Here is a 19993-nt window from a genome sequence, read left to right on the forward strand (position 1 = left end):
TACGCCACTCTTCGCCGCATGACGCTGGCTTGACCACTTGCCCATCAGGATGCCTTTCGCTTCTTGCGGCACTTCCTGAACCAGATAGACGCTAGCGCCTTCCAGATGGGAACGCGATGGGTGGCGGCGAATATCTTGGCCTCGTCGTCGACGGTCCACCCCAGACCTGCCACCGCCTCAGTCAAAGCTTCGGCTTCAATCGCTTCCTTGAATTCGTCCTCGGTCAACAGGTGCTCGACGGCCTTGATCTGGTTGGATGTGATTGGTGCTAACTCTGCCTTTGCCAGCACGTCGAGGATTTGCCTCGCGCGCATGGCGCCCCTGCGCGAGACCAAACCCGCGATAGCAGTGACTGCAACGGTCTCGCGCGCCTCAAATTCCCTGCCGGTGTAACGCAGGATCTTGATACCTGCCCGGTCGCAAACCTGCGCCACCGTCACAGCTTCAGGGTCGCCGGCAGCCACCGCCGCATAGTGCAGCTGCAGCGCAGTGATGCCCAGGCGATCCTTGTTCTGGCCAAGGAACGCCTCTGCCTGGGACCGGGTGTCCGGTGCCTCGACGATCATCACTGGGATCAGCGCCACATGCGGATTGCTGGCGCAGGCGATTGCGGTGTGCTGGCCGTCCAGCACCTTCAGCACGGTCTTGCCGTCCTCGTCCTCGGCAAAGGCGCAGACCGGCGGCTTGAACTTCGTCCAGTCGAAATTCTCGATGATGCGGCGCACCTGCTTGATGCCACGCTCGCCAACCGGGCGCTGATAGGCTGGGTCGACCCAAAGGTCGCGGGGGTCCACCATCTCGCAAATGGGCATGCCGGTTTCGGGCTTTGCCGGAGTGAGGCCAATGAGGCCGATGGGTGCGATCTGGCGCAGAGCTTGTTCGGGGGCGTTCATCATTGCGTCCTCAGTTTTGACAGAAGCACGTCGTTCCAGTCGGTGCCGGGTTCAGGCGGGATCACCACCTCGGCCATGATCGATTGGTTGAGCCGCTTGCCCAGCGCATAGGCTGCCGCCTGCCCCACCGAGTTGGTGTCGTTGTCGCCAAAGACCACAACCTCCGTGACGCCCTCGGGCGGCTGCCAGGCTTCGAGCCGGCCTGCATTGAGCGCAGACCAGCAGGGGATGCCGTGTAGGGCAGTCGCCGCCAGTGCTGTTTCGACGCCCTCGGCAATGCCGAGAACCTTGTCGTGCTTCGCCAGCCGAACGGCGCCGCCAGCCGGCAAGCTTCCCATGGTGAGCCGTGGCGCATTGCCGGTCACCTTCTCGCCGCCCTGCGTGAGAAAGGTTCGCTGCAATCCTGCCAGATCGCCATGCACGTCGACGAACGCCGAGATCAGCGCCGCACAGGGCTGGCCGTTACGGTTCAAGGCCGGGTGGAAGCGCAGTGCCCGCGATGGTGCATAGGCGCCGACGCGCTTGCGCAGATACTGGTCAGCGATGTCGTCGGTGGTAATCCATTTGGCGGCTTTCCACACAGCCCTCACCGCAGCGTAGGTCTCTGCCTGCTCATGGCGAGGATCGGCAACGATGGGTTGCTCTACCGGCTCGCTGTCGGTCCCGATCACGGTCTCGACTAGGCGCGCGGCCTCGGCAAAGTCACAGGACTGCATGTCCATCAGCAGGCGGAAGCCGTTGCCGGCGCTGCCGCTGGCATTGGACGATTCCGTGCCATGCTGCTGAGCGCAAAACCACGTGCCCTTGCCGTCCTTGTCGTCGAAGCGAAACCGATCCTTTCCACCGCACACTGGGCACGCGCAGTGCTTCCCGGTGATGGATGCCGCTGGTATGCCCAGCGACGGCAGGATTTCCTTCCAGCGCCCCTGGACGCGATCGCCAATCTTACGCTGCATCTGGTGCCCCTCCCGTCTTCTGTTCCTTTCCGCGGCCCTTCGCGTATCTGATCTGCGAGGCCCTCACGTAATTCCGACAATGCACGTCTGGGGTCGCCGGCACCGCGCGCAGGCTGCGCGGCCACATGCCGAAGCGTTCTTTGAATTTGTGGCTGGCCCAACCCTCAGAATATCCCCGCTCGTCGCAGTACCAGAGCAGCCCAGACCAGAACCGTTGCTTGGTGGCTCGGTCGTCCTTTGTCTTGCCGCCTTGCACCTGGAACAGCTCGCCGTCGACGGTGGCGACATCCTCGCGCCGTGCGGGCGCAAAGCCACATTCTGGGCAGACATGCACACCAGCAGGCTTGAGGTAGGTGCAGGACGTGCATTCCTTGGGGAGCTTCACCGCGCGTACCTTGGGCTCGGCCTTCCTGCCCTTTGCCATGCGGCCCGCGTCGAGCTTTTCGTGCTTGATGTCGGTCACATAGCCCAGCGTCTGGGTGGTGTCGGAATGGTCGAGGATGATGCAATCCTCTTTCCCGTCTGCGGTGCGCAGGCCTCGCCCGATGATCTGGGTGTAAAGAATTTCGCTCTTGGTCGGCCGCGCCAGGATGATGCAGCGCACATCCCAGTCGATGCCGGTGGTCAGAACCCCGACGTTGACGACCACCTTGACCAATCCAGTGGCAAACGCCCGGCCGATCTTGGTTCTGTCATCGCGCTCGGTATTGGCATCGATGTAGGCCGTGGTGACGCCGGCTGCACGGAACTCGTCCTCGAGACTGCGCGCATGCGCCCGGTTCACCGCAAAGCACAGCGTAGGCCGGTTCTCCCCAGACTTGAGCCAGGTCGTGACGATGTCAGCAGTCAGCTGCGGTTTGTCCATGGCCTCAGCGGCTTGGCCTTCGTCGTAGTCGCCAGCGACCGTTCCGACGCCCGACAGGTCTGGATGGGATGGGGCGAAGGCCCGGAAGGGTGACAGAAATCCCCGCGCAATCAGGTCGCGGGTGGTCGCCGCAATGATCAGGTCGTCATAGTGCTTGCCCAGTCCCTTGGTCCAAGGCGTCGCGGACAGCCCGACAAAGGGCAGCTTTGGCCGATCGGCCATCCAGTTGAAGATCACCTTGAACGCTTGGTGCGCCTCGTCGACCAGCACCATGTCGGTATCGGGCAGCGCCCGGCGCGCGAGCGTCTGGACGCTGGCTATCTGGACCCGGGCCATCCAATCCACCGCGGGGTGGTCGGCTTGGATAACGCCGATATCGGTGATCCCCTCTGCTCGAAATTCGTCGAGCGTCTGGTCGATCAGCGAGATCGCCGGCACCGTGAAGCAAACACGATTGCCCTTGTCCAAGGCCATCTGGATCACGGCGGCCGCAGTCAGAGTTTTGCCGAAGCCGGTGGGCGCCTGCAGCATGGGTCGCTTGTGGCCTGATGCCAGCGATTGCCGGAGCATGCGGATGGCATCGGACTGGTGGTCACGCAGGGGCCTCATTTGCCGCCCGCCTTGGCTCGTGCCCGTGTCTTACCACCCTGCCCTACTGAGAGATCCTGCCCTGTATGGCTAAGTTCTGAATCCCTCATCCCTCCTCCCTCCTCCATCTGCGGAGCGATTTCCCCATTTGGGGGAAATGGTTCCGGAATAGACGGCGGTAAGCGGACGTAATTTCGGAAATCATCCGGCATAGGGTGGATGTCATTGGGGGATTTTGGACGCTGGAACTTACGGAAATTCCGAATTGCGCCGTACTTACGTCCGTCGACTTCGTAATTGGCGATGGCGTCAATCGACACCAATTCCGCAAGCAGGGTATCGATGTCGAGGGTGTCCGCCGGAAACAGGCGCATCTTGAGAGTGGTGATTTTCCACTCAAAGGCGCCCTTGTCGTCAGCCTCGACCCATAGCCCCAGCAATAGCAAACGAGCATCTCGGCTCACCTGAACCAAGTCCTCGTCGGTGAAAAAGCCCGGGTGGATAGATCGAATGCGGCTCATACCCGGTCGATCCCCATAATGTCGGCAAACCCGTTCCAGGCCGCGACCAGCGCCGCCGCGTTGGCAAGGGTCGGATCGTCAGCGTTGTGCCTGAAGGCCACGCGATAGGCGTTGAACGCGGCGCGCTGCGGCTCCTGCTGCAGATCGACGACCATGTGCGTGCCGATCAGGTGAGTGGCGTCGATGCCCTCAACGGCGGACATGGCTTCGCCGTCCACGATTTCGTCGTGTTTCATGGTGGTTGATTTCCTTGAAGGGGTGGGCAGCGGGTTGTCCGACCAGCCTGCCCGACCGAGATTATGGGATCAGCGCAAAACTGCGCTGGTCGGGCCATCACGCGCATGTGGGTGCGAGATCACGCAGCAACCTCTTCGCGCGGGTAAATATCTGGGCGGAGATCGTGTCGACTTACGCCGCTGGCCTTCTCAACTGCCAGCACACGCAGAGCCGGCACTCGACGCCACTGACTTACGGCTTGCGGGGTCACACCGATTTTCTCGGCAAACTTTTGGGCCGTGCCCACGGCCTTGATGGCAGCTTCGAGTGCGTTTTCCATAGGCGTATTAAGCACGGCTTAAGGTTAAAATCAAGCACCACTTCATTGTTCACCTAAAGCAATGCTTTATGATGTTGTTCAAACAGGAGAATTGCAATGTCTGCACTTGGAGACCGCATCCGCGATAGCAGAAAGGCTGCGGGGATGACGCAGGCGGACCTGGCACGGGCGCTTGGCATTAGCGTGCAAGCGATTTCGCAATGGGAAAGCGGCAGGACAGTACCAACAGCGGACCGACTTATTTTTATCGGCGACCTACTCGGATTAGACCTGAGAACAGCGTACTTCGGCGGGGAGTTGGGCCCCTATCGCGGAGACACGAGGGAGGGTCGGTTTGTCGTTCCGATGCTCAGTAAAGTGGCTGCAGGGAACTGGTCGGAAACAGTCGCCCAGCAGCATGTCGCTGATGAAATGCGGGCGTTCGAAATCCACTGGAAGCCTTCTGGCCCCACGTTTGCACTAGAGATCGATGGCGAAAGCATGATGCCAGAATTTAAGCCTGGCGACGTCATTATCGTAGACACCGGCCTCGAGCCTATACCAGGGGACTATGTTGTGGCCGCGCTCGAAGGAGAGAGTGAGGCAACCTTCAAAAAGTATCGACCAAGAGGGAATGATGCTGACGGTAAGCCAGTGATCGAATTGGCGCCCCTTAATCCCGATTATCCCAGCCTGACGATATCATCGAAATCACCGGGGCGAATTGTCGGAACCATGAAAGAACATCGTTCATTCCGGCGGACAAGGTGAAGCGACACTTGATTTTAAATTAAGCATCACTTGACATTAAGGTTAAGCGGGGCTTTACTACCTTCAGCGAACACCGTTGGAGGCCGATATGCCGTCACCCCTTCCCAAGCTCTTCGAGGCGGCCCGCAAGCGCGGGTTCGATCCTCTCCTGCTTGCAATTGCTGAATACCGCGTGGGTGCTGCAGCGTTCAACGCGACACCACATTACCTAACCGACATCGGCGACTTAGAGGCTTTGGCGACCAGCGAAGGCTACGGGACTGCGCTCGATGCCTTGCGTACATGGAACACGCCTCCGTCCAGCATGCAGAGCGCCATCGCCGGGCTGGAACTCGGCATTGAAGAACTTCGCAATGGCGACCACGAAGTCGCTGACTGCATGATGGAGAGCGTTCTGGCGTTCTTGAGAGCGCAGCAGCCTGCCGTCTGATCCGAATAAATCGGCTCGGGCAAGCGCTGTAACGCTCCCCGAGCCTCCCACAATTCTACCGCTGGAGGTCAATCATGGATGCCGCATCCAATACCCCAAATTTCCCGTCTGATAAATACTCAGCGATGACCGTCTGGGAGCTCTATTCCGTCATGTCGACCATGGTGTCCATTTTGAACACCTTCGACCTCACGTGCCGCGCTGCGGCAGACGGCGAGTCTGCGGTCTTCGGTTGGGCCGAGGAACATGAGAAACGCCTAGACAGGGAATTGCAGGCGATGTCGGGCAATCTCGCCGCGCGGCTCGGCCTATCGAGGGACGACGAGGACGTTCGCGACATGGCCTTCGCTCGCGTCGACGGCCTGGTGCCATCCTTCATTTGGGCCGATGGCCGCGCTAACCGCATGCGCACCGCCACCGAGCTCCGGAAGGCAGGTGCGTGATGGCCAGTTACGACCTGAACGACCTGCATACCGATCTCACCAACATGGGCGAGCTGATCGACACCGTGGCCGAAACCATCTTGGGATGCGACTTTGGCCCGCCAGGTGCCAGGGTCCCACATATGGATCGCCTGAACGCCCTTATCTGTATCGCTCGCGATCAGATGGAGAAGCTCAACGGCCTTGTCGACGACAACTTCGTTGAGATTGGGTCGACTGTCGTGGGAAGGAGATGAGCGGTCGCGAACAGAACCGGATGAAGGCAGCTGATGACCTTAACCGCGGCCTTGCCATTGTCACCACGGCTTGGCTGGCCCTGGACGCCGCCGAGACGGCAGACGATCAAGCAGCCATCCATGAGACGCTTTACGAGGCCATACAGAAGCTCAAATCGGCCGAGGTGCTTCTGGGCGTCTACACGGCAGGGGAAGGCAAATGAACCACTCCCAGCTGCGGCAGCGCGCCGAGGCGATGATCGAAGAACTGATCGAGATGCTCGACCAGATCGACGGGGATCCGGATTTTGAGGCAAACGGCGACCTTGAGCCGTCCTTGGGCCTCGGGATGCTCTTTGACGAAACCGGCCGCTGGCACTGGTCGGGGGAAGACAGGGAGGGCCACGACGCCGGCGATGAGCCCGACATGGACTTTTGCGCCCAGACGATGAACCCGTCTCCCATCCGGACCAAGCGCATCACCAGGAGGGCTGCGTAATGCACGAGAAACCAATCGGCGCATTTGATGCCATGGGTCTGATCGTCCGCGAAGGTGTCGCCGTTCGAGACCTGAAAACCCGCGAAGAATGCGTCCAGGCTGTCGTTGATATCGATATGCAGATCGAAGGCATGCTGTCTCAGATCAGCCGTGTTGAAGCCGATCCAGAGCACAGCTTAAACAGGCCTGGCTGGCGCTCGAAGGTGCAAGGCGCAATTCGTTGGAAGAAACGAGCGAAGGCAGCAGTTAATAAGCTCATCGTCCAGTTTGATAAGGGCAAGCCGGCCGATCCAAGCAAGGACAGCTTCCGCTACGTTCTCTTGGACACACTGCGCCAGGAGCTTGGCGACGCCGAGTTCGATCGCATCCGAGATATCGCGCGGGATCGATATCGGGTGGCCTTCCCATCCTGTGATGGGAATGCGCCGTGAGGCTCTTATGGGTTACCGCATGCGCTCTGTCCGCATGGACCTGCGCATCGTGGGCAACAGGCCTCACCCCGGAGCACAACCTTGCCGTGGATTACATCTGGCTCTGGTGGCTGCCGGCGTTCACCTGGACCCTGACGGCGATCAGGACAGCTATGGGGGAACGGGGATGACAAAATCCGCCATCCGCCGCCTAATGTCGCGCTCCGAGGCTGCTGCCTATTGCGCTTTGTCGGTCCCAACCTTTACGGCCGTTTGCTCAGTGCGCCCCGTTCCTCTGGGGCCGGGCAAACGCCTAGAGCGATTTGACCAAGCGGATTTGGACAAATGGATTGACGGGCTCAAAGGGATAGAGGCCAAGTCGGATTTCGATCAAGCACTGGAAGCGCTGAATGGCGACGAGGAAGAAGAAACCGGGAATACCCGGCATTAAGCGATACTTCGAGCCGAAGTCCGGGAACTGGTATTCTTACCACCGCAAGACCGGTAGGCGGATCGAAGCTGAATACGGCACCGCCGATTTTGTTGCGGAAGTCGCACGGATCAACGAGGAAGTAGCAAAGGCCGCAACAGGCAACGCGAAGGCTGGCACGTTGGGTGCGTTAATCACCATGTACCGCGCCACCGCCATGCCGCTGCTGGCCACGCGCACCAGAACCGACTACCAGAAGGTATTCGACTACCTCAAGCCTATGCGTGATCAGCCCCTCGCAGCTTTCACCAGTGGCGCCATAGTCAAGATCAGAGACAAGGCTTACGCGAAGCACAAACGTCGTTTTGCCAATTATGTGGTCGCCGTCTTCTCCATCATTTTTGAGTTCGCGCGCGAGCGGGAGATGGTGTCGACCAACCCCGTGATCAGAACCGTGAAAAAGATTCGTCGGCCGAAGGGAATGGCGGACGCTAACCGGGCATGGTCACAGGCCGAGCGCGAAGCAGTGATGTCTGCGGCCCCTATTCATCTCAAGGTGCCCATTGCCTTGGCGATGTACGTTGGTCTGCGCGAGGGCGACGTGTTGCGGATGACATGGGCGCGATACAATGGCCACGACATCTCCACCACGACCAGCAAGGCGGGAACCTTCGTCTGGTGGCGCTGCCCAGTTGCCCTGCGAGAAATCCTTGATGAAGCCCCACACTTCGATGAGGTGCCAGAGATCGCTGCTACCAGCCGAGGCACAGCCTGGACCGAAAGCGGCTTTCGCGCTTCCTGGCGGAAGTTCAGAATGGCTTTGGAGCAAAAGGGCCTGGTCCAGCCAGGCCTGACCATTCATGGCTTGCGCCATACAGTCGCAACAACCCTGCGCGAGCAAGGCTTCGATACCCGAACAATTGCAGACGCCCTCGGCCAGAAGACGGAAATCATGGCCGCGCACTACAGCAAAAACGCAGACCTCAAGAACAAAATGGCGACGGTAACTGACGCCATGGACCGTCTGCACCAGAACGAACAAGAACAGAAGCTGTCTAGACGCATTGTCTAGAACACGTTTCGTTCTTCTGGACCGAAAACAAAAAACCCCCGGTTTCCCAGGGGTTTGAAATGGTAGCGAAGCCCAGATTTGAACTGGGGACACACGGATTATGATTCCGCTGCTCTAACCAACTGAGCTACTCCGCCCCAAGATGGTGCGACCGGCCAAGCCATGTCGCAAAGCGCTCGGGGAGCGCATGGACGTATTAGATTTGCGCATTGCCACTGTCAACCCCGCTGCGCTGACTGATCGCGATAGTATGAACACGATAATAGTCCAACCTGGATTGGTCACGAATTCAGCCACCCCGCGCCCGATCGTTCGGGAAACGGCAACAGCTTGTTGTTATTGGCCCTCTGCTCCACACTCGATAAATGGCCTATCTCATTGGCAACGGCGCTAACGGACCACATCAGATCACGCGCCCCTTCAGGAGAACGAATATGACCCTTACCCTTTCGGGCATTCATCATCTGACGGCCGTCACCGCCGAGGCCGCCAAGAACCTCAATTTCTACACCCAGACCCTGGGCATGCGGCTGATCAAGAAGACCGTAAACCAGGACGACACCACCGCCTATCATCTGTTCTATGGTGACGGCGTCGCCTCGCCCGGCGCCGACTTGACCTTTTTCGATTTCAACACCGGTCGGGAAAAGCGCGGCACCCATTCGGTGACCCGCACGGGCCTGCGCGTTGATAGCGAGGAGACGCTCAACTGGTGGAAAGAGCATCTGCAGACCCACAATGTCGGCACCTCGGCCATCAAGGAGCGCGCCGGTCATGTCTCGCTCGATTTCGAGGATTTTGAAGGCCAGCGCTTCCGCATGGTGATCGACAATGCCAACAAGGTCATCCCCTGGGCCAAGAGCCCGGTGCCGGCCGACAAGCAGATCATCGGGCTAGGCCCGATCACCATGAGCGTGCCGCGGCTGGACCGCACCGAAGCGGTGCTCACCCAGGTGATGAATATGCGCAAGGTGCGCACCTATCCGGCCAAGGAACGCAGTGGCGAAGTCCATGTCTTCGAGATGGGCGAAGGCGGCCCCTCGGCCGAACTGCATGTGGCTGTCGAGCCGGATCTGCCGGTCACCCAGCCGGGCGCCGGCGGTGTCCACCATGTCGCGTTCCGCACGCCCGATCAGGATACGCTGCGCCAATGGGTGCGCCGGGTCGGTGAATTCGGGCTGCGCTCGAGTGGGGAAGTCGAACGGTTCTACTTCACCTCGCTCTACTTCCGCGAGCCCAATGGCATCCTGTTCGAAATCGCCACAGACGTCCCCGGCTTTGCTGCCGACGAGCCGATGGAAACCCTTGGCGAAAGCCTGGCTTTGCCGCCTTTCCTCGAAGGTCGACGCGCCAGTATCGAGGCCAACCTCAAGCCGCTGGTCTAGTCTCGGACAGCCGCCCCCCGCGACAAGCGGGGGGCCTTTCCTGCTGGCGCAGGGAACGTGGATGCATCGTGCCGGAATCGTGGATAGCGCAGCGAGCATCAGGCCAGGCAGGCCTACTTTTGAATCGGTGAGTCCGGCTTCAGGATGGCGGCGTCCCCGATCAGCTGGATGAACTCGGCGCGGTAGCCGCTTTCATCGGCGCCACGGCCGGACTGGGCCAGGGCGCGGATATCGGCCCAGCTGATATCGCCATAATCAGACCCCTTGAGCTTCTGCCCGAAGGCAGCCACTGCGGCGGCGAAGCGCATGTCGTCGCTGATATCGGCGATATCGCCATGCACCAGCTCCGGGGTTACCGCCAGTTCGATCAGCTGACTGACATCCTCGTCCGGCAGCTTGTACCGCATCTTGAGGAAGGCGATTTCGTCGCCGACATCGGTCGCGGCCACCGGAGCCGCCGCGCCATAACGCAGGGGTTCGACCAGTTCGGCGCCCGAGCCAACCGGGGTGATCTCATAGATCGCTGTGACGGTGTGACCGGCACCGATATCGCCCGCATCGACCTTGTCATTGTTGAAATCCTCGCGGTTGAGGGCGCGGGTTTCATAGCCGATCAGCCGGTATTCCGAGACCATGGCCGGGTTGAACTCGACCTGGACCTTGACGTCCTTGGCGATCATTTCCAGCGTCGAGCCGCCCTCCTCCACCAGCACCTTCTGAGCCTCGCGGAAGTTGGAAATGTAGCTGGCATTGCCATTGCCGTTCTGGGCCAGCGCCTGCATCGTCGCATCATCGAGATTGCCGCGACCAAAGCCGAGCACCGACAGGGTCACCCCACCATCGCGCTTGGCCTTGATGAAGTCTTCCAGTGCTTCGGGCTCGTCGATCCCGACATTGAAATCGCCATCTGTGGCCAGGATCACCCGATTGGTGCCGCCCACGATCTTTGCCTGTTCGGCCAGCTTATAGGCCAGCGCAATGCCCTCGGCGCCCGCCGTGCTGCCACCGGCGCTGAGCTGGTCGAGCGCAGCCAGTATCCTGGCTTTTTCGGTCGCCACCATCGGCTCCAGCACCACGCCGGCCGAGCCGGCATAGACCACGATCGACACCGTATCGTTGCCCGATAGCTGATCGACCAGGAGACCAAAGGCGCGTTTCAGCAGCGGCAGCTTGTCCGGCTCGTCCATCGAGCCTGATGTATCGATCAGGAACACCAGATTGTTCGGCTTGTCCTCGCCCGCCGCCGGCACATAGCCCTTGATGCCGATATGCAGCAGCTGGGTCTTGGGATTCCATGGCGTCGGATAGACCGCGATACTCGGCTGGAACGGCACGTCGCCACTGGTCGGGCCGGCATAATCATAGGGGAAATAATTGATCAGCTCTTCGATGCGCACGGCATCGGGCTCGGGCAGAGAGCCGTCCTCCAGCTGGCGCCGCACATAGGAATAGCTGGCCGTGTCGACATCGATCGAGAAGGTCGACACCGGCTCATCGGCCACCGCCTTGAGGCGCTGTTCGTCAAAGCGAGTGAACTGGTCCCCGCTCGGCTCATTCGGCCGCGCCACCATGCTGGGCATTGGCGCGGGCATATAGAGCGCCTCGCTCTCTGCAACCAGGCCAGGGGCACGCATCAGCACCGCGCTATTGCCCAGCCCCTGCGGTGATTGGGCCATGTCAGCCATTTCCTGATCCGCCATTGGCGCGGGCGCTGCCGGTGCGGCTGCCTGCTGCTGGGGCGTGATCGGGAGGGTCACGGCGGGTGGCGCCACGACCGCTTCCTTGCGCTCATCGGTCGGGGCAATCTGCGGCGCGGCGGCCGGAACAGTCGTCGCCGTCTCGGTCGCAGCCTTGGGCTCGCGCGTTGCGGCCTGCTCGACGGCCGTCGGCGTTGCGGCCGGGGTCATCGAGGTACTCGAATAAAGCTGGTAGCCGAGCGGCAGCACCAGCAAGGCAATGGCCGCGGTGCCGATGGGAAGACGCATATCCATGATCCAGTTTCCTTTAAGGGATGGAACGATGGACATGAGACGGCGGCGCCACTGACTTCCTTGGGCACTCGACTGGATTTTTTTCGACTGTTCGGAATTGGCAGCGGCAAAGGCAGCCATGCCGGCGGTGCGCGCCCGTGCCTTGGCCTCGGCGCGCGCATCGGGAACATTGGTCTGGCCCAGGGCCTTGAATGGATCGTTCATATCGTCGCTCATAGCAGCCCCCTCAGGGTCTTGCGCGCTTCGAAGATGTGCCAGGACACAGTGGCTTCCTTGCATCCCATGATGTCGGCGGCCGCAGCGTGGCTCAGCTCTTCGGCATAAACCAGCAGCACCGAATCGCGCTGTTTTTCCGGCAGGGTCCGCACCGCCGCCCAGAGCTGGCTGGAGGTTGCGGCCTCTTCCTGCTCGGCCGGCACATCTTCGGGACTGACATGGGCATAGGCTTCGGCATATTTCGCCCGCCGCCCCCGCGCCCGCTGCATGTCGCGCACGGCATTGAGGGTGATGCGATAGACCCAGCTGGAAAATGCCGAGCGGCCGTCAAACCCGGAAATGGCGCCGCCCAGCTTGACGCAGACGTCCTGGGCAATGTCTTCGGCATCGCTGCGATTGCCGCACCATTTCCAGGCGGTGCGATGGATGAGGTCATAATGATCCTCGATCAATTCGCCAAACGCCTCGGCATCGCCATTCTGGGCACGCGCCACCAGCGCCCGCGTCAGCGCCGCGGCGTGGTCAATTGGCGCTGCGGCAGTCAGTCCCATCACTGGAGCGTACACTCGTGCTTTACCTAAGCTGACAGTCTAGAGGTATGACGCCGCTGCCGGGCCACTCCTTGGGATATTTGCAAAGATTTTTTGACCCGCCCCGGTCCGGGACCATGACAATGCCCTGTTAAGGGCCTATCTGCGTAGCAACGAAAGGCCATTCCGATGGAAGAACCCAAACTGAGCCCATTCAAGCTGACGCCGTCGCGGATCATTCTTCTGATCTTCGGCGTGCTCGTCCTGCTGATCGGCATTTCGACCGCCATGGGTGGCCTGAACTCCTACCAGGAACTCAAGGGCGCATCCGCGGCCGCCCAGAACGGCGAATCCGTGGAACCGGCCAGCACGCCGACGCCCTGACCCCGCTAGGCGGCAAACACCGCCGGGACCGCCTCGGCGATGAAGCCGCCGCCCCAGACCTCGGAGGTCGCGGTATCGTCGGCATAGAACACGCAGGCCTGGCCCGGCGAAATGCCGTATTCGCCGGACACCAGGGTGACGTAGACATGCTCGCCCTGCATCTGGATCACTGCGGGCTGCGGGCCACGCGTCGAGCGAACCTTGACCTCGACCGGCGCGCCATTGCCGGCAGATAGCTCGGCCAATGGCCGCCCGCCCAGCCAGTTCACATCGCGCAGCCGCACCGTATGGGTCTTGAGCGCCTCGCGCGGCCCCACGATCACGCGGCCGGTCTTGTGCTCGAGCTTGATGACATAAAGCGGCTCGCCAGCGGCAACACCAAGGCCCTTGCGCTGGCCCACCGTGTAATTGACGATGCCCTCATGGGTGCCAAGCACCCGTCCATCGAGATGAACGATCTCCCCCGTGGCGACGGCCTCGGGATGCATCTTGCGGATGATATCGGCATACTTGCCCTGCGGCACGAAGCAGATGTCCTGGCTATCGTGCTTTTCGGCGATTTCCAGCCCCATGTCGCGGGCCAGTTCGCGCACTTCGGCCTTTCCCATGCCGCCCAGCGGAAAACGCAGGTAGTCCAGCTGGCTCTGCGTGGTGGCAAACAGGAAATAGGTCTGGTCGCGCTCGGCATCGACAGGCCGGAACAGCTGGCGGCGGCCATCTGCACCCAGCCGGGACTGCACATAGTGGCCGGTCGCCAGCGCGTCGGCGCCCAGATCCTGCGCCACGGTCATCAGGTCGATGAACTTGACCGACTGGTTGCAGGCAATGCAGGGCACCGGGGTTTCGCCCTGCTGATAGGCATTGGCGAAGGGCGCGATGACGCTCTGCTTGAAGCGCTCTTCATAATCGAGCACGTAATGGGGAATGCCCAGGGTGGCGGCGACGCGGCGGGCATCATGAATATCCTGCCCGGCGCAGCAGGCGCCCTTGCGGTGCGTGGCTTCGCCATGATCGTAAAGCTGGAGCGTTACCCCAACCACGTCATAGCCCTGGCGGGCCAGGAGCCCGGCAACGACCGAAGAATCCACGCCCCCAGACATCGCAACCACAATGCGCGTGTCTTCGGGACGCTTGGCGATATCAAGCGAGTTCAGCATCTTTCTGGTATCCGGTTGGGTTCAAGGGCCAGCGGACGGAATGTCGAGGGGCGCTTTTACGCCTTTCGCCCCAGCGAGGCAACACACACCCGGCAGCTTTTGCCGCCGCGCGACATTTGCTGCCGCCCTGCGCCGGCCAAACGCAGTCACTGCGCCCTCCCAAGGCATCACAACCCATTGTAACCGCTGATAGTTTTTCGACGACTCCGACTTGGCAAGGCTCTTGCATCGCTGGGACTGGATTAGTCTCTGCCGAGGGCGCCTGCCGTGTCGTCTAACCTTATCATCACCGCTGCAGCCAATGCCGGCAAGGCCGTGCGCGGCCCCACGCCGCCAGCATCCAGCGAGGACCGCAAGGCCTTCGCCAGCATGCTGAGCGATGCCGGCGACACCACGCGCGCCAATGATGCCCGCAAGCCCAACCGCACCGAAGAAACCGAAGCCGGCAGCAATAGTCCTGATCGCCGTGCCGACGATCCCGAACTGATCGCCGCCGTCGTCGACCCAGTCGTCCCCATCCAGGCCGAGCCGCTGATGAACCAGCCGCTGCTGGGCGACCTGCTCAACGGCCTGGCCGACCTGCGCGCTGCGCTCGAAGCCGGTATTACGCCCACCCCGGCCGATCTCGAAAAGCTCAGCACCGCGCTCGATGCGCTGGCCGAAGCGCTTGGTGTGTCGCTTGAGAGCTTGCCCAGCATGGAAGACCTGCAGGCGCTGGCCACCCAACCGCTGGCTGAGGGCGCTTCGCTGGCCGATCAATTGTCCCAGTCGCTGGCGCCGCTGGCCGAAACGCTGCTGGGTGCCACCGATGATGGCAGCGATACCGCCGCGACGCTGAAGTCGTTGGGCGAAAAGCTTGCCGCCCTATTGCAGGCGCTGGAAACCGGCGAGGTCGACGCCAAGCAACTGGCCGCGCTCGGCCTCGATGGCGAAACCAGCGCGATCGATCCCGATCTGGCCGCCGCCATCGCCAAGTTGACCAAGCCGGCGGCTGCCCCCACCGAGCCTGCCCCCGCTTTTGCCGCCGCCGAACTCAAGCTCTCCGAGCCAGTGCTGACTGGCAAAAGCACGCCGAGCACCGACACCGTCGCCCCTACGGCTGACACGGCGATCAAGGTCGCTACCGATCCCAAGGCGGGCAATAATGCAGGCCAGTCCGACAGCAAATCCAGCGACCGCTCCGCGCCGATCATTGCGGCGGCAACAGTCGAAACGGCCCCGGACGCACAGAGCACCGGCCAGATTGGCGCCCAGCCGATCCGCGTCGAGGCCGCCGCCTCCGTTCGCCCCATTCAGGCCGGCTACCAGACCAGCCAGCAGCAGCTCAACCTGCCGCAACTGGCGTTCGAACTGGTTCGGCAGGTCAATGAGGGCAATACCCGCTTCCAGATCCGCCTCGATCCGCCCGAACTGGGCCGCATCGATGTGCGGCTCGACATCGACGCCAATGGCCAGGTCAATGCCCGCCTCACCGTCGAAAAGGCCGAAACCCTCGACCTGATGCAGCGCGACCAGCGCGGTCTGGAACGGGCTTTGCAGCAGGCCGGCCTTGATGGTGCCAAAACCAATCTTGAATTCTCGCTGCGCCAGAATGGCAGCGGTGGGAACCAGCAGGGTCAGGATGACCAGGGCGGGCGCGGCGGACTGTTTGGCAACGAAGCCGAGGCCGAGGATATTCCGGCCCCCACCGTCAATCTTTATCGCGGCAGCCTCACGGCCAGCGGCGTCAATATCATCGCGTAGGAGACTGTCATGGCTGTCAGCGGCGTTTCAGGCAATTCCGGCACAGGTTCCACGCTCGATACGAGCCGGCGCGGCATCGCCGACAATTTCGACACCTTCCTCAACATCCTGACCACCCAGTTGAAGAACCAGAACCCGCTGGACCCGATGGATACCAACCAGTTCACTCAGCAGCTGGTGCAGTTCACCGGTGTCGAGCAGCAGCTCAAGGCCAATTCCTATCTCGAAGCGCTGATGCTGGCCAACCAGTCGGCGGTCAACACCGACGCCGTCTCCTATATCGGCAAGGAAGTCACCGCCGCTGGCACCAAGTCCGAGCTCAAGGGTGGCGGCGCCACCTGGGCTTACAATGCCGATGCGGCCGTATCCGACGCGCGCGTCACCATCAAGGATGCGCTGGGCAATGTCGTCTATACCGAAACCGGCTCACTCAATAAGGGCCCCGGCAACTTCCTGTGGAACGGCGTCGGCTCGGATGGCAAGCTGCGACCCGATGGCGCCTATACGATCAGCATCGATGGCAAGAACCTGGCCGGCAACAACGTCGCCATCTCTACATCGACCGTCGGCGTGGTCTCTGCTGTCGACTTCTCCGGCTCCGAGCCCATCCTGACAGTCGGCGGCTCCAAGATAAAACTCTCCGACGTCACCAACGTGCGTATCCCGATCGAGAACAAACCGGTCGATCCCAAGCCCGATACTGATACCGACGCGGACACTGAATCCGAAGCCGCCTGAGGCCATCACGGTTAATGCCAGGACGGGTCGCAGGGCCCGTCTTTTGCATGTCCGACTTGCCATTGCGGGGCCTCAGCAAGTCTTTCCAGAGGCGGCGGAGCTGGATTCCAATCAATTGAAAATCCAGATCATTCTTAACCTGTTGTAAGTTTCCCCTTAGTCGAATTTTAAGGGCAACGGGCTACTCTTCAACCTATATGGTCAGGTCGAGTAGAGAGTAAAATGACCGTACAAATGCGTCCTCGCGTTAAGTACGTTATCGGACCGGACGGAAGTCCGCTCACGATTGCAGATCTTCCCCCCGCCAATACGCGGAGGTGGGTCATCCGCCGTAAAGCCGAAGTCGTCGCAGCAGTGCGCGGCGGGTTGCTCAGCCTCGAAGAGGCCTGCGACCGCTATACACTGAGCGTCGATGAGTTCCTCAACTGGCAGGCCGCCATCGATAAACATGGCCTTGCCGGTCTGCGGACCACCTGGATCCAGCATTACCGCGAAGGTTAATGCTCCAGGCCAACTCTTTCAAAGCCCGCCAGCGCAAGCCGGCGGGCTTTGTGTTTTGCGGCTGCCCACTAAGTCCTCGCGCAGGCGGGATATCCTTCCCGTGCTCGGAAAACTCAATGACCACCAACCCGTCCCAACCACCGCGCTGTCCCCGGACTTGATCCGGGGACCACTCCCAACCCGGCACAAGCGGAGAACGGCCCACGGATCAAGTCCGTGGGCAGCCGGTGGGTGGAGTGACTCTAAGAATTCACGTGGGCGCGTAGGCAGGCGGCAACCGCAAGTCGCTGAGCACGCGCCGAAAACCCTTACGGCGTTGCTGCGGTCATCACCTCCGCACCCGCCGGCCGGGCTTTCACCCGCTCGTAATAGTCCTCCACCGCCGGCAACGCCACGCGCTCGATAGGCACGCTGAACCAGCGATGTACGGTCAGCCCGATGGCGATGTCGGCGACGCTGAATGCGTCACCCGCGATAAAGGCCCCGGTCTTGGCGACCTGCGCTTCAAGGATCTCCATCGTCCGCGTCCAGCGCGCGATCGCATCGGCCAGCCTGGCCGGATCTTCATAGCCGGGCGTCTTGCGGATCAGCGCATGCACGGGATAGCCCGAATAGGCACCCAATTCCGTCGCCTGCCAGACCAGCCATTGCTGCACCAGCGCCCGCTGCTGGATGTCGGCCGGCAGCACGCCACCCCGGCCGTATTTCTCACCCAGATAGAGCAGGATGGCATTGCTCTCCCACAGCACGAAGCCGTCGTCGATGATCACCGGCACCTGGCCATTGGGGTTGAGCGCCAGGAACTCGGGCACTTTGGGATCGCGCAGCGGCAGTCCCCAATCCGTGCGCTCACACGGCACCCCCATTTCGGCCGCAGCCCATGTGACCTTGCGCACATTGATCGAGGTCACTCGTCCGAGAATTTTCAGCATCGCGCTTTCACCCTTTCCTCACCCTGATCGGCATTTTTTGCCGGAATTCGCATTCTGCCACCTGTAGTTAAGACATTGTTTACCATCTACTAGGTAATTTTTGCCTAACGGCTGGTTTGTGTGTTTCGCGCCCGACCGCCTGACAAGAATTGAGAGACGGCGTGGAAAACTTCACCAAGCTTATCAACCGCATAGGGATGCCGCGAGTCGCTGCGATGGCAACCGTAGCGGTTCTGATGCTCGGTTTCTTCGGCTTTTTGGTCATGCGCGCTTCGGCGCCGACCCTGGCCCCCCTCTATACCGGCCTTACGCTGGAAGACTCCTCGGCTATCGTCACCGAATTGCAGACCCTGAACGTTCCGTTCGAGCTGCGTGGCGAAGGCGACACCATTCTGGTTCCCCGCGACCAGATTACGACCCTGCGCATGAACCTGGCCGGCTCGGGCCTGCCGACGCGCGGCCAGGTCGGCTACGAAATCTTTGACGAGCAGAATACGCTGGGCGCCACCAGCTTCGTGCAGAACATAAACAATGTCCGTGCGCTGGAAGGTGAGCTCGCCCGCACCATCGCTTCGCTGGCCCGCATCAAGAGCGCCCGCGTGCATCTGGTGCTGCCTGAGCGCGAACTGTTCCGCCGCGAGCGCAAGGATCCATCGGCCTCTATCGTGCTGGGTGTGCGCGGCGAGCTATCCGCCGGTGAAATCCGCGCGATCCAGCATCTGGTGGCCTCGGCCATCGAGGGCCTGACCCCCACCCGCGTCTCGATCGTTGACGACACCGGACGTCTCCTGGCCTCCGGCACCGAAGACGCCCAGGCCGGCGCGCTGTCCGGGGAAGCGGCGGAACGCACGCTCGGTTACGAGAATCGCCTGCGCACCCGCATCGAAGACCTGCTTGCCAACGTCGTCGGCGCCGGTCGCGCCCGCGTCGAAGTTTCCGCCGAAGTCGATTACAACCGCTCCACGACCACCTCGGAAACCTTCGACCCCGAAAGCCAGGTCGTTCGCTCGAGCCAGGTGCGCGAGCAGGAAAACCTGGCCAATGGCAATGACGGCCAGGTCACGGTTGCGAACGAGCTGCCCGGCGCCAGCCAGAACAACGGCGCCGCCGGCACTACCGAGCAGGGCAAGAGCACCGAAGAAGTCACCAATTACGAGATTTCCAAGACCACCCAGACCGCCGTCACCGAAGCCGGCGCGCTCAAGCGCCTGTCGGTCGCCGTCGTTGTCGATGGAGTCTATACCGATGTCAGCGGGACCGCGACCTATGCGCCGCGCACGTCTGAAGAGATCGCCCAGATCCTGGCACTGGTCCGCTCCGCCGTTGGCTATTCGGAAGCGCGCGGTGACAGCGTCGAAGTGGTCAACATGCAGTTCGCCGAGCGTCCGGGCCTGACTTCTGCCGGCACCGACGCCAATGGTGGCCTGCTCGATTTCACCCGCGACGACCTGATGAATGGCGCAGAAATGGCCGTGACCCTGTTGATCGCGCTCGCTCTGGTATTCTTCGTCATGCGCCCGCTGCTGCGCCGGGTCTTGTCGCCCGAAGCCCAGCCGCTAGCCTTGCCGCCGGGCACAGAAATGGGCGCCCTGGCCATGACGGGCGCCGGCGGGGAATTGGTTCCCAGCGACGAGACGCCGCACGACCGCACACCCGCCTGGGTCAGCAACGCCAAATCGATGGGCGAAACCCAGCTCCAGACCCTCAAGACCGTCGGTACGCTGGTCGAGGAAAACCCCAAGCAGGCCGCGCTGATCGTGCGCGACTGGCTCCATAGCGCAGCATAGA

At 61.6% G+C, this 19993-nt stretch carries 25 protein-coding genes and 1 tRNA gene; 15 read left to right on the forward strand and 11 right to left on the reverse strand.

Going from position 1 to position 19993, the window contains the following annotated elements; all coding sequences use genetic code 11:
* Positions 1 to 44: 44 nt before the first annotated feature.
* The 6 genes from BUA69_RS06475 to BUA69_RS06500 form a co-directional block, all read right to left on the reverse strand.
* On the reverse strand, positions 45 to 893 hold the full coding sequence (locus BUA69_RS06475) for a ParB N-terminal domain-containing protein (RefSeq protein ID WP_046133878.1): 849 nt from the start codon (positions 891 to 893) through the stop codon (positions 45 to 47).
* Positions 893 to 1849: a toprim domain-containing protein gene (locus BUA69_RS06480; protein WP_046133783.1), complete on the reverse strand. Its 957-nt coding sequence runs from the start codon at positions 1847 to 1849 to the stop codon at positions 893 to 895. The genes BUA69_RS06475 and BUA69_RS06480 overlap by 1 nt, the downstream gene beginning before the upstream one ends.
* Entirely contained in the window at positions 1839 to 3323 is a 1485-nt protein-coding gene (locus BUA69_RS06485) for a DEAD/DEAH box helicase (protein ID WP_052950358.1), read from the reverse strand. Before BUA69_RS06485 ends, BUA69_RS06480 begins: the two co-directional genes overlap by 11 nt.
* Positions 3320 to 3823: a hypothetical protein gene (locus BUA69_RS06490; RefSeq protein ID WP_052950357.1), complete on the reverse strand. Its 504-nt coding sequence runs from the start codon at positions 3821 to 3823 to the stop codon at positions 3320 to 3322. Before BUA69_RS06490 ends, BUA69_RS06485 begins: the two co-directional genes overlap by 4 nt.
* Positions 3820 to 4059, reverse strand: coding sequence for a hypothetical protein (locus BUA69_RS06495; protein WP_046133782.1), 240 nt, complete (start codon positions 4057 to 4059; stop codon positions 3820 to 3822). Before BUA69_RS06495 ends, BUA69_RS06490 begins: the two co-directional genes overlap by 4 nt.
* 119 nt (positions 4060 to 4178) lie before the next feature.
* Positions 4179 to 4379 carry a transcriptional regulator gene (locus tag BUA69_RS06500; protein ID WP_072866490.1) on the reverse strand — a complete coding sequence of 67 codons (201 nt, stop codon included), beginning with the start codon at positions 4377 to 4379 and terminating at the stop codon, positions 4179 to 4181.
* Positions 4380 to 4475: 96 nt separating this feature from the next.
* Here BUA69_RS06500 and BUA69_RS06505 point away from each other — a divergent pair, with 96 nt between their 5' ends.
* From BUA69_RS06505 to BUA69_RS06545, 9 genes are all read left to right on the forward strand, one after another.
* Complete coding sequence (locus BUA69_RS06505; RefSeq protein WP_046133781.1) at positions 4476 to 5129, forward strand: LexA family protein; 654 nt, start codon at positions 4476 to 4478, stop codon at positions 5127 to 5129.
* Between the two features lie 88 nt (positions 5130 to 5217).
* Positions 5218 to 5559: a hypothetical protein gene (locus tag BUA69_RS06510; protein ID WP_046133780.1), complete on the forward strand. Its 342-nt coding sequence runs from the start codon at positions 5218 to 5220 to the stop codon at positions 5557 to 5559.
* 74 nt (positions 5560 to 5633) lie between these two features.
* Complete coding sequence (locus BUA69_RS06515; protein WP_046133779.1) at positions 5634 to 6002, forward strand: hypothetical protein; 369 nt, start codon at positions 5634 to 5636, stop codon at positions 6000 to 6002.
* On the forward strand, positions 6002 to 6238 hold the full coding sequence (locus BUA69_RS06520; RefSeq protein ID WP_046133778.1) for a hypothetical protein: 237 nt from the start codon (positions 6002 to 6004) through the stop codon (positions 6236 to 6238). Before BUA69_RS06515 ends, BUA69_RS06520 begins: the two co-directional genes overlap by 1 nt.
* Positions 6235 to 6441: a hypothetical protein gene (locus tag BUA69_RS06525; protein ID WP_046133777.1), complete on the forward strand. Its 207-nt coding sequence runs from the start codon at positions 6235 to 6237 to the stop codon at positions 6439 to 6441. Before BUA69_RS06520 ends, BUA69_RS06525 begins: the two co-directional genes overlap by 4 nt.
* Positions 6438 to 6716: a hypothetical protein gene (locus tag BUA69_RS06530; protein ID WP_046133776.1), complete on the forward strand. Its 279-nt coding sequence runs from the start codon at positions 6438 to 6440 to the stop codon at positions 6714 to 6716. The genes BUA69_RS06525 and BUA69_RS06530 overlap by 4 nt, the downstream gene beginning before the upstream one ends.
* Positions 6716 to 7147: a hypothetical protein gene (locus tag BUA69_RS06535; protein ID WP_046133775.1), complete on the forward strand. Its 432-nt coding sequence runs from the start codon at positions 6716 to 6718 to the stop codon at positions 7145 to 7147. Before BUA69_RS06530 ends, BUA69_RS06535 begins: the two co-directional genes overlap by 1 nt.
* Positions 7148 to 7181: 34 nt before the next feature.
* On the forward strand, positions 7182 to 7577 hold the full coding sequence (locus BUA69_RS06540) for a hypothetical protein (protein WP_178371390.1): 396 nt from the start codon (positions 7182 to 7184) through the stop codon (positions 7575 to 7577).
* Positions 7537 to 8628: a tyrosine-type recombinase/integrase gene (locus BUA69_RS06545; RefSeq protein WP_046133773.1), complete on the forward strand. Its 1092-nt coding sequence runs from the start codon at positions 7537 to 7539 to the stop codon at positions 8626 to 8628. Before BUA69_RS06540 ends, BUA69_RS06545 begins: the two co-directional genes overlap by 41 nt.
* 60 nt (positions 8629 to 8688) lie before the next feature.
* On the opposite strand, the gene BUA69_RS06550 is transcribed toward BUA69_RS06545, so the two are convergent.
* A tRNA-Met gene (locus tag BUA69_RS06550) sits at positions 8689 to 8765 on the reverse strand.
* Positions 8766 to 9062: 297 nt separating this feature from the next.
* Here BUA69_RS06550 and BUA69_RS06555 point away from each other — a divergent pair.
* Positions 9063 to 10013, forward strand: coding sequence for a ring-cleaving dioxygenase (locus BUA69_RS06555; RefSeq protein WP_046133772.1), 951 nt, complete (start codon positions 9063 to 9065; stop codon positions 10011 to 10013).
* A 113-nt stretch (positions 10014 to 10126) separates the two neighbouring features.
* Here the strand turns inward: BUA69_RS06555 and BUA69_RS06560 are convergent, their stop codons facing one another.
* Both BUA69_RS06560 and BUA69_RS06565 read right to left on the reverse strand, forming a co-directional pair.
* Entirely contained in the window at positions 10127 to 12220 is a 2094-nt protein-coding gene (locus tag BUA69_RS06560; RefSeq protein ID WP_244468684.1) for a vWA domain-containing protein, read from the reverse strand.
* Positions 12217 to 12729, reverse strand: coding sequence for an RNA polymerase sigma factor (locus BUA69_RS06565; RefSeq protein WP_143154455.1), 513 nt, complete (start codon positions 12727 to 12729; stop codon positions 12217 to 12219). Before BUA69_RS06565 ends, BUA69_RS06560 begins: the two co-directional genes overlap by 4 nt.
* A 210-nt stretch (positions 12730 to 12939) precedes the next feature.
* On the opposite strand from BUA69_RS06565, the gene BUA69_RS06570 reads away from it, so the two are divergent.
* The gene (locus BUA69_RS06570) at positions 12940 to 13134 is read left to right on the forward strand and encodes a hypothetical protein (RefSeq protein WP_046133770.1); all 195 of its coding nucleotides are present in this window, start codon (positions 12940 to 12942) and stop codon (positions 13132 to 13134) included.
* A 5-nt stretch (positions 13135 to 13139) separates the two neighbouring features.
* Here BUA69_RS06570 and mnmA read toward each other — a convergent pair whose 3' ends face one another.
* The gene (gene mnmA / locus BUA69_RS06575) at positions 13140 to 14291 is read right to left on the reverse strand and encodes a tRNA 2-thiouridine(34) synthase MnmA (protein WP_046133769.1); all 1152 of its coding nucleotides are present in this window, start codon (positions 14289 to 14291) and stop codon (positions 13140 to 13142) included.
* 267 nt (positions 14292 to 14558) lie between these two features.
* On the opposite strand from mnmA, the gene BUA69_RS06580 reads away from it, so the two are divergent.
* From BUA69_RS06580 to sciP, 3 genes are all read left to right on the forward strand, one after another.
* Complete coding sequence (locus BUA69_RS06580; protein WP_046133768.1) at positions 14559 to 16034, forward strand: flagellar hook-length control protein FliK; 1476 nt, start codon at positions 14559 to 14561, stop codon at positions 16032 to 16034.
* Between the two features lie 9 nt (positions 16035 to 16043).
* Entirely contained in the window at positions 16044 to 16772 is a 729-nt protein-coding gene (locus BUA69_RS06585) for a flagellar hook assembly protein FlgD (RefSeq protein ID WP_072866493.1), read from the forward strand.
* 222 nt (positions 16773 to 16994) lie between these two features.
* The gene (sciP, locus tag BUA69_RS06590) at positions 16995 to 17273 is read left to right on the forward strand and encodes a CtrA inhibitor SciP (protein ID WP_035102845.1); all 279 of its coding nucleotides are present in this window, start codon (positions 16995 to 16997) and stop codon (positions 17271 to 17273) included.
* 308 nt (positions 17274 to 17581) lie between these two features.
* Here sciP and BUA69_RS06595 read toward each other — a convergent pair whose 3' ends face one another.
* Entirely contained in the window at positions 17582 to 18205 is a 624-nt protein-coding gene (locus tag BUA69_RS06595) for a glutathione S-transferase family protein (protein WP_046133767.1), read from the reverse strand.
* 215 nt (positions 18206 to 18420) lie between these two features.
* Between BUA69_RS06595 and fliF the strand changes: the two genes are divergently transcribed.
* Positions 18421 to 19992: a flagellar basal-body MS-ring/collar protein FliF gene (gene fliF / locus BUA69_RS06600; RefSeq protein ID WP_244468683.1), complete on the forward strand. Its 1572-nt coding sequence runs from the start codon at positions 18421 to 18423 to the stop codon at positions 19990 to 19992.
* Position 19993: the final 1 nt, after the last annotated feature.

Origin of the sequence: Devosia limi DSM 17137, assembly GCF_900128975.1 — a bacterium.
GTDB classification, from domain to species: domain Bacteria; phylum Pseudomonadota; class Alphaproteobacteria; order Rhizobiales; family Devosiaceae; genus Devosia; species Devosia limi.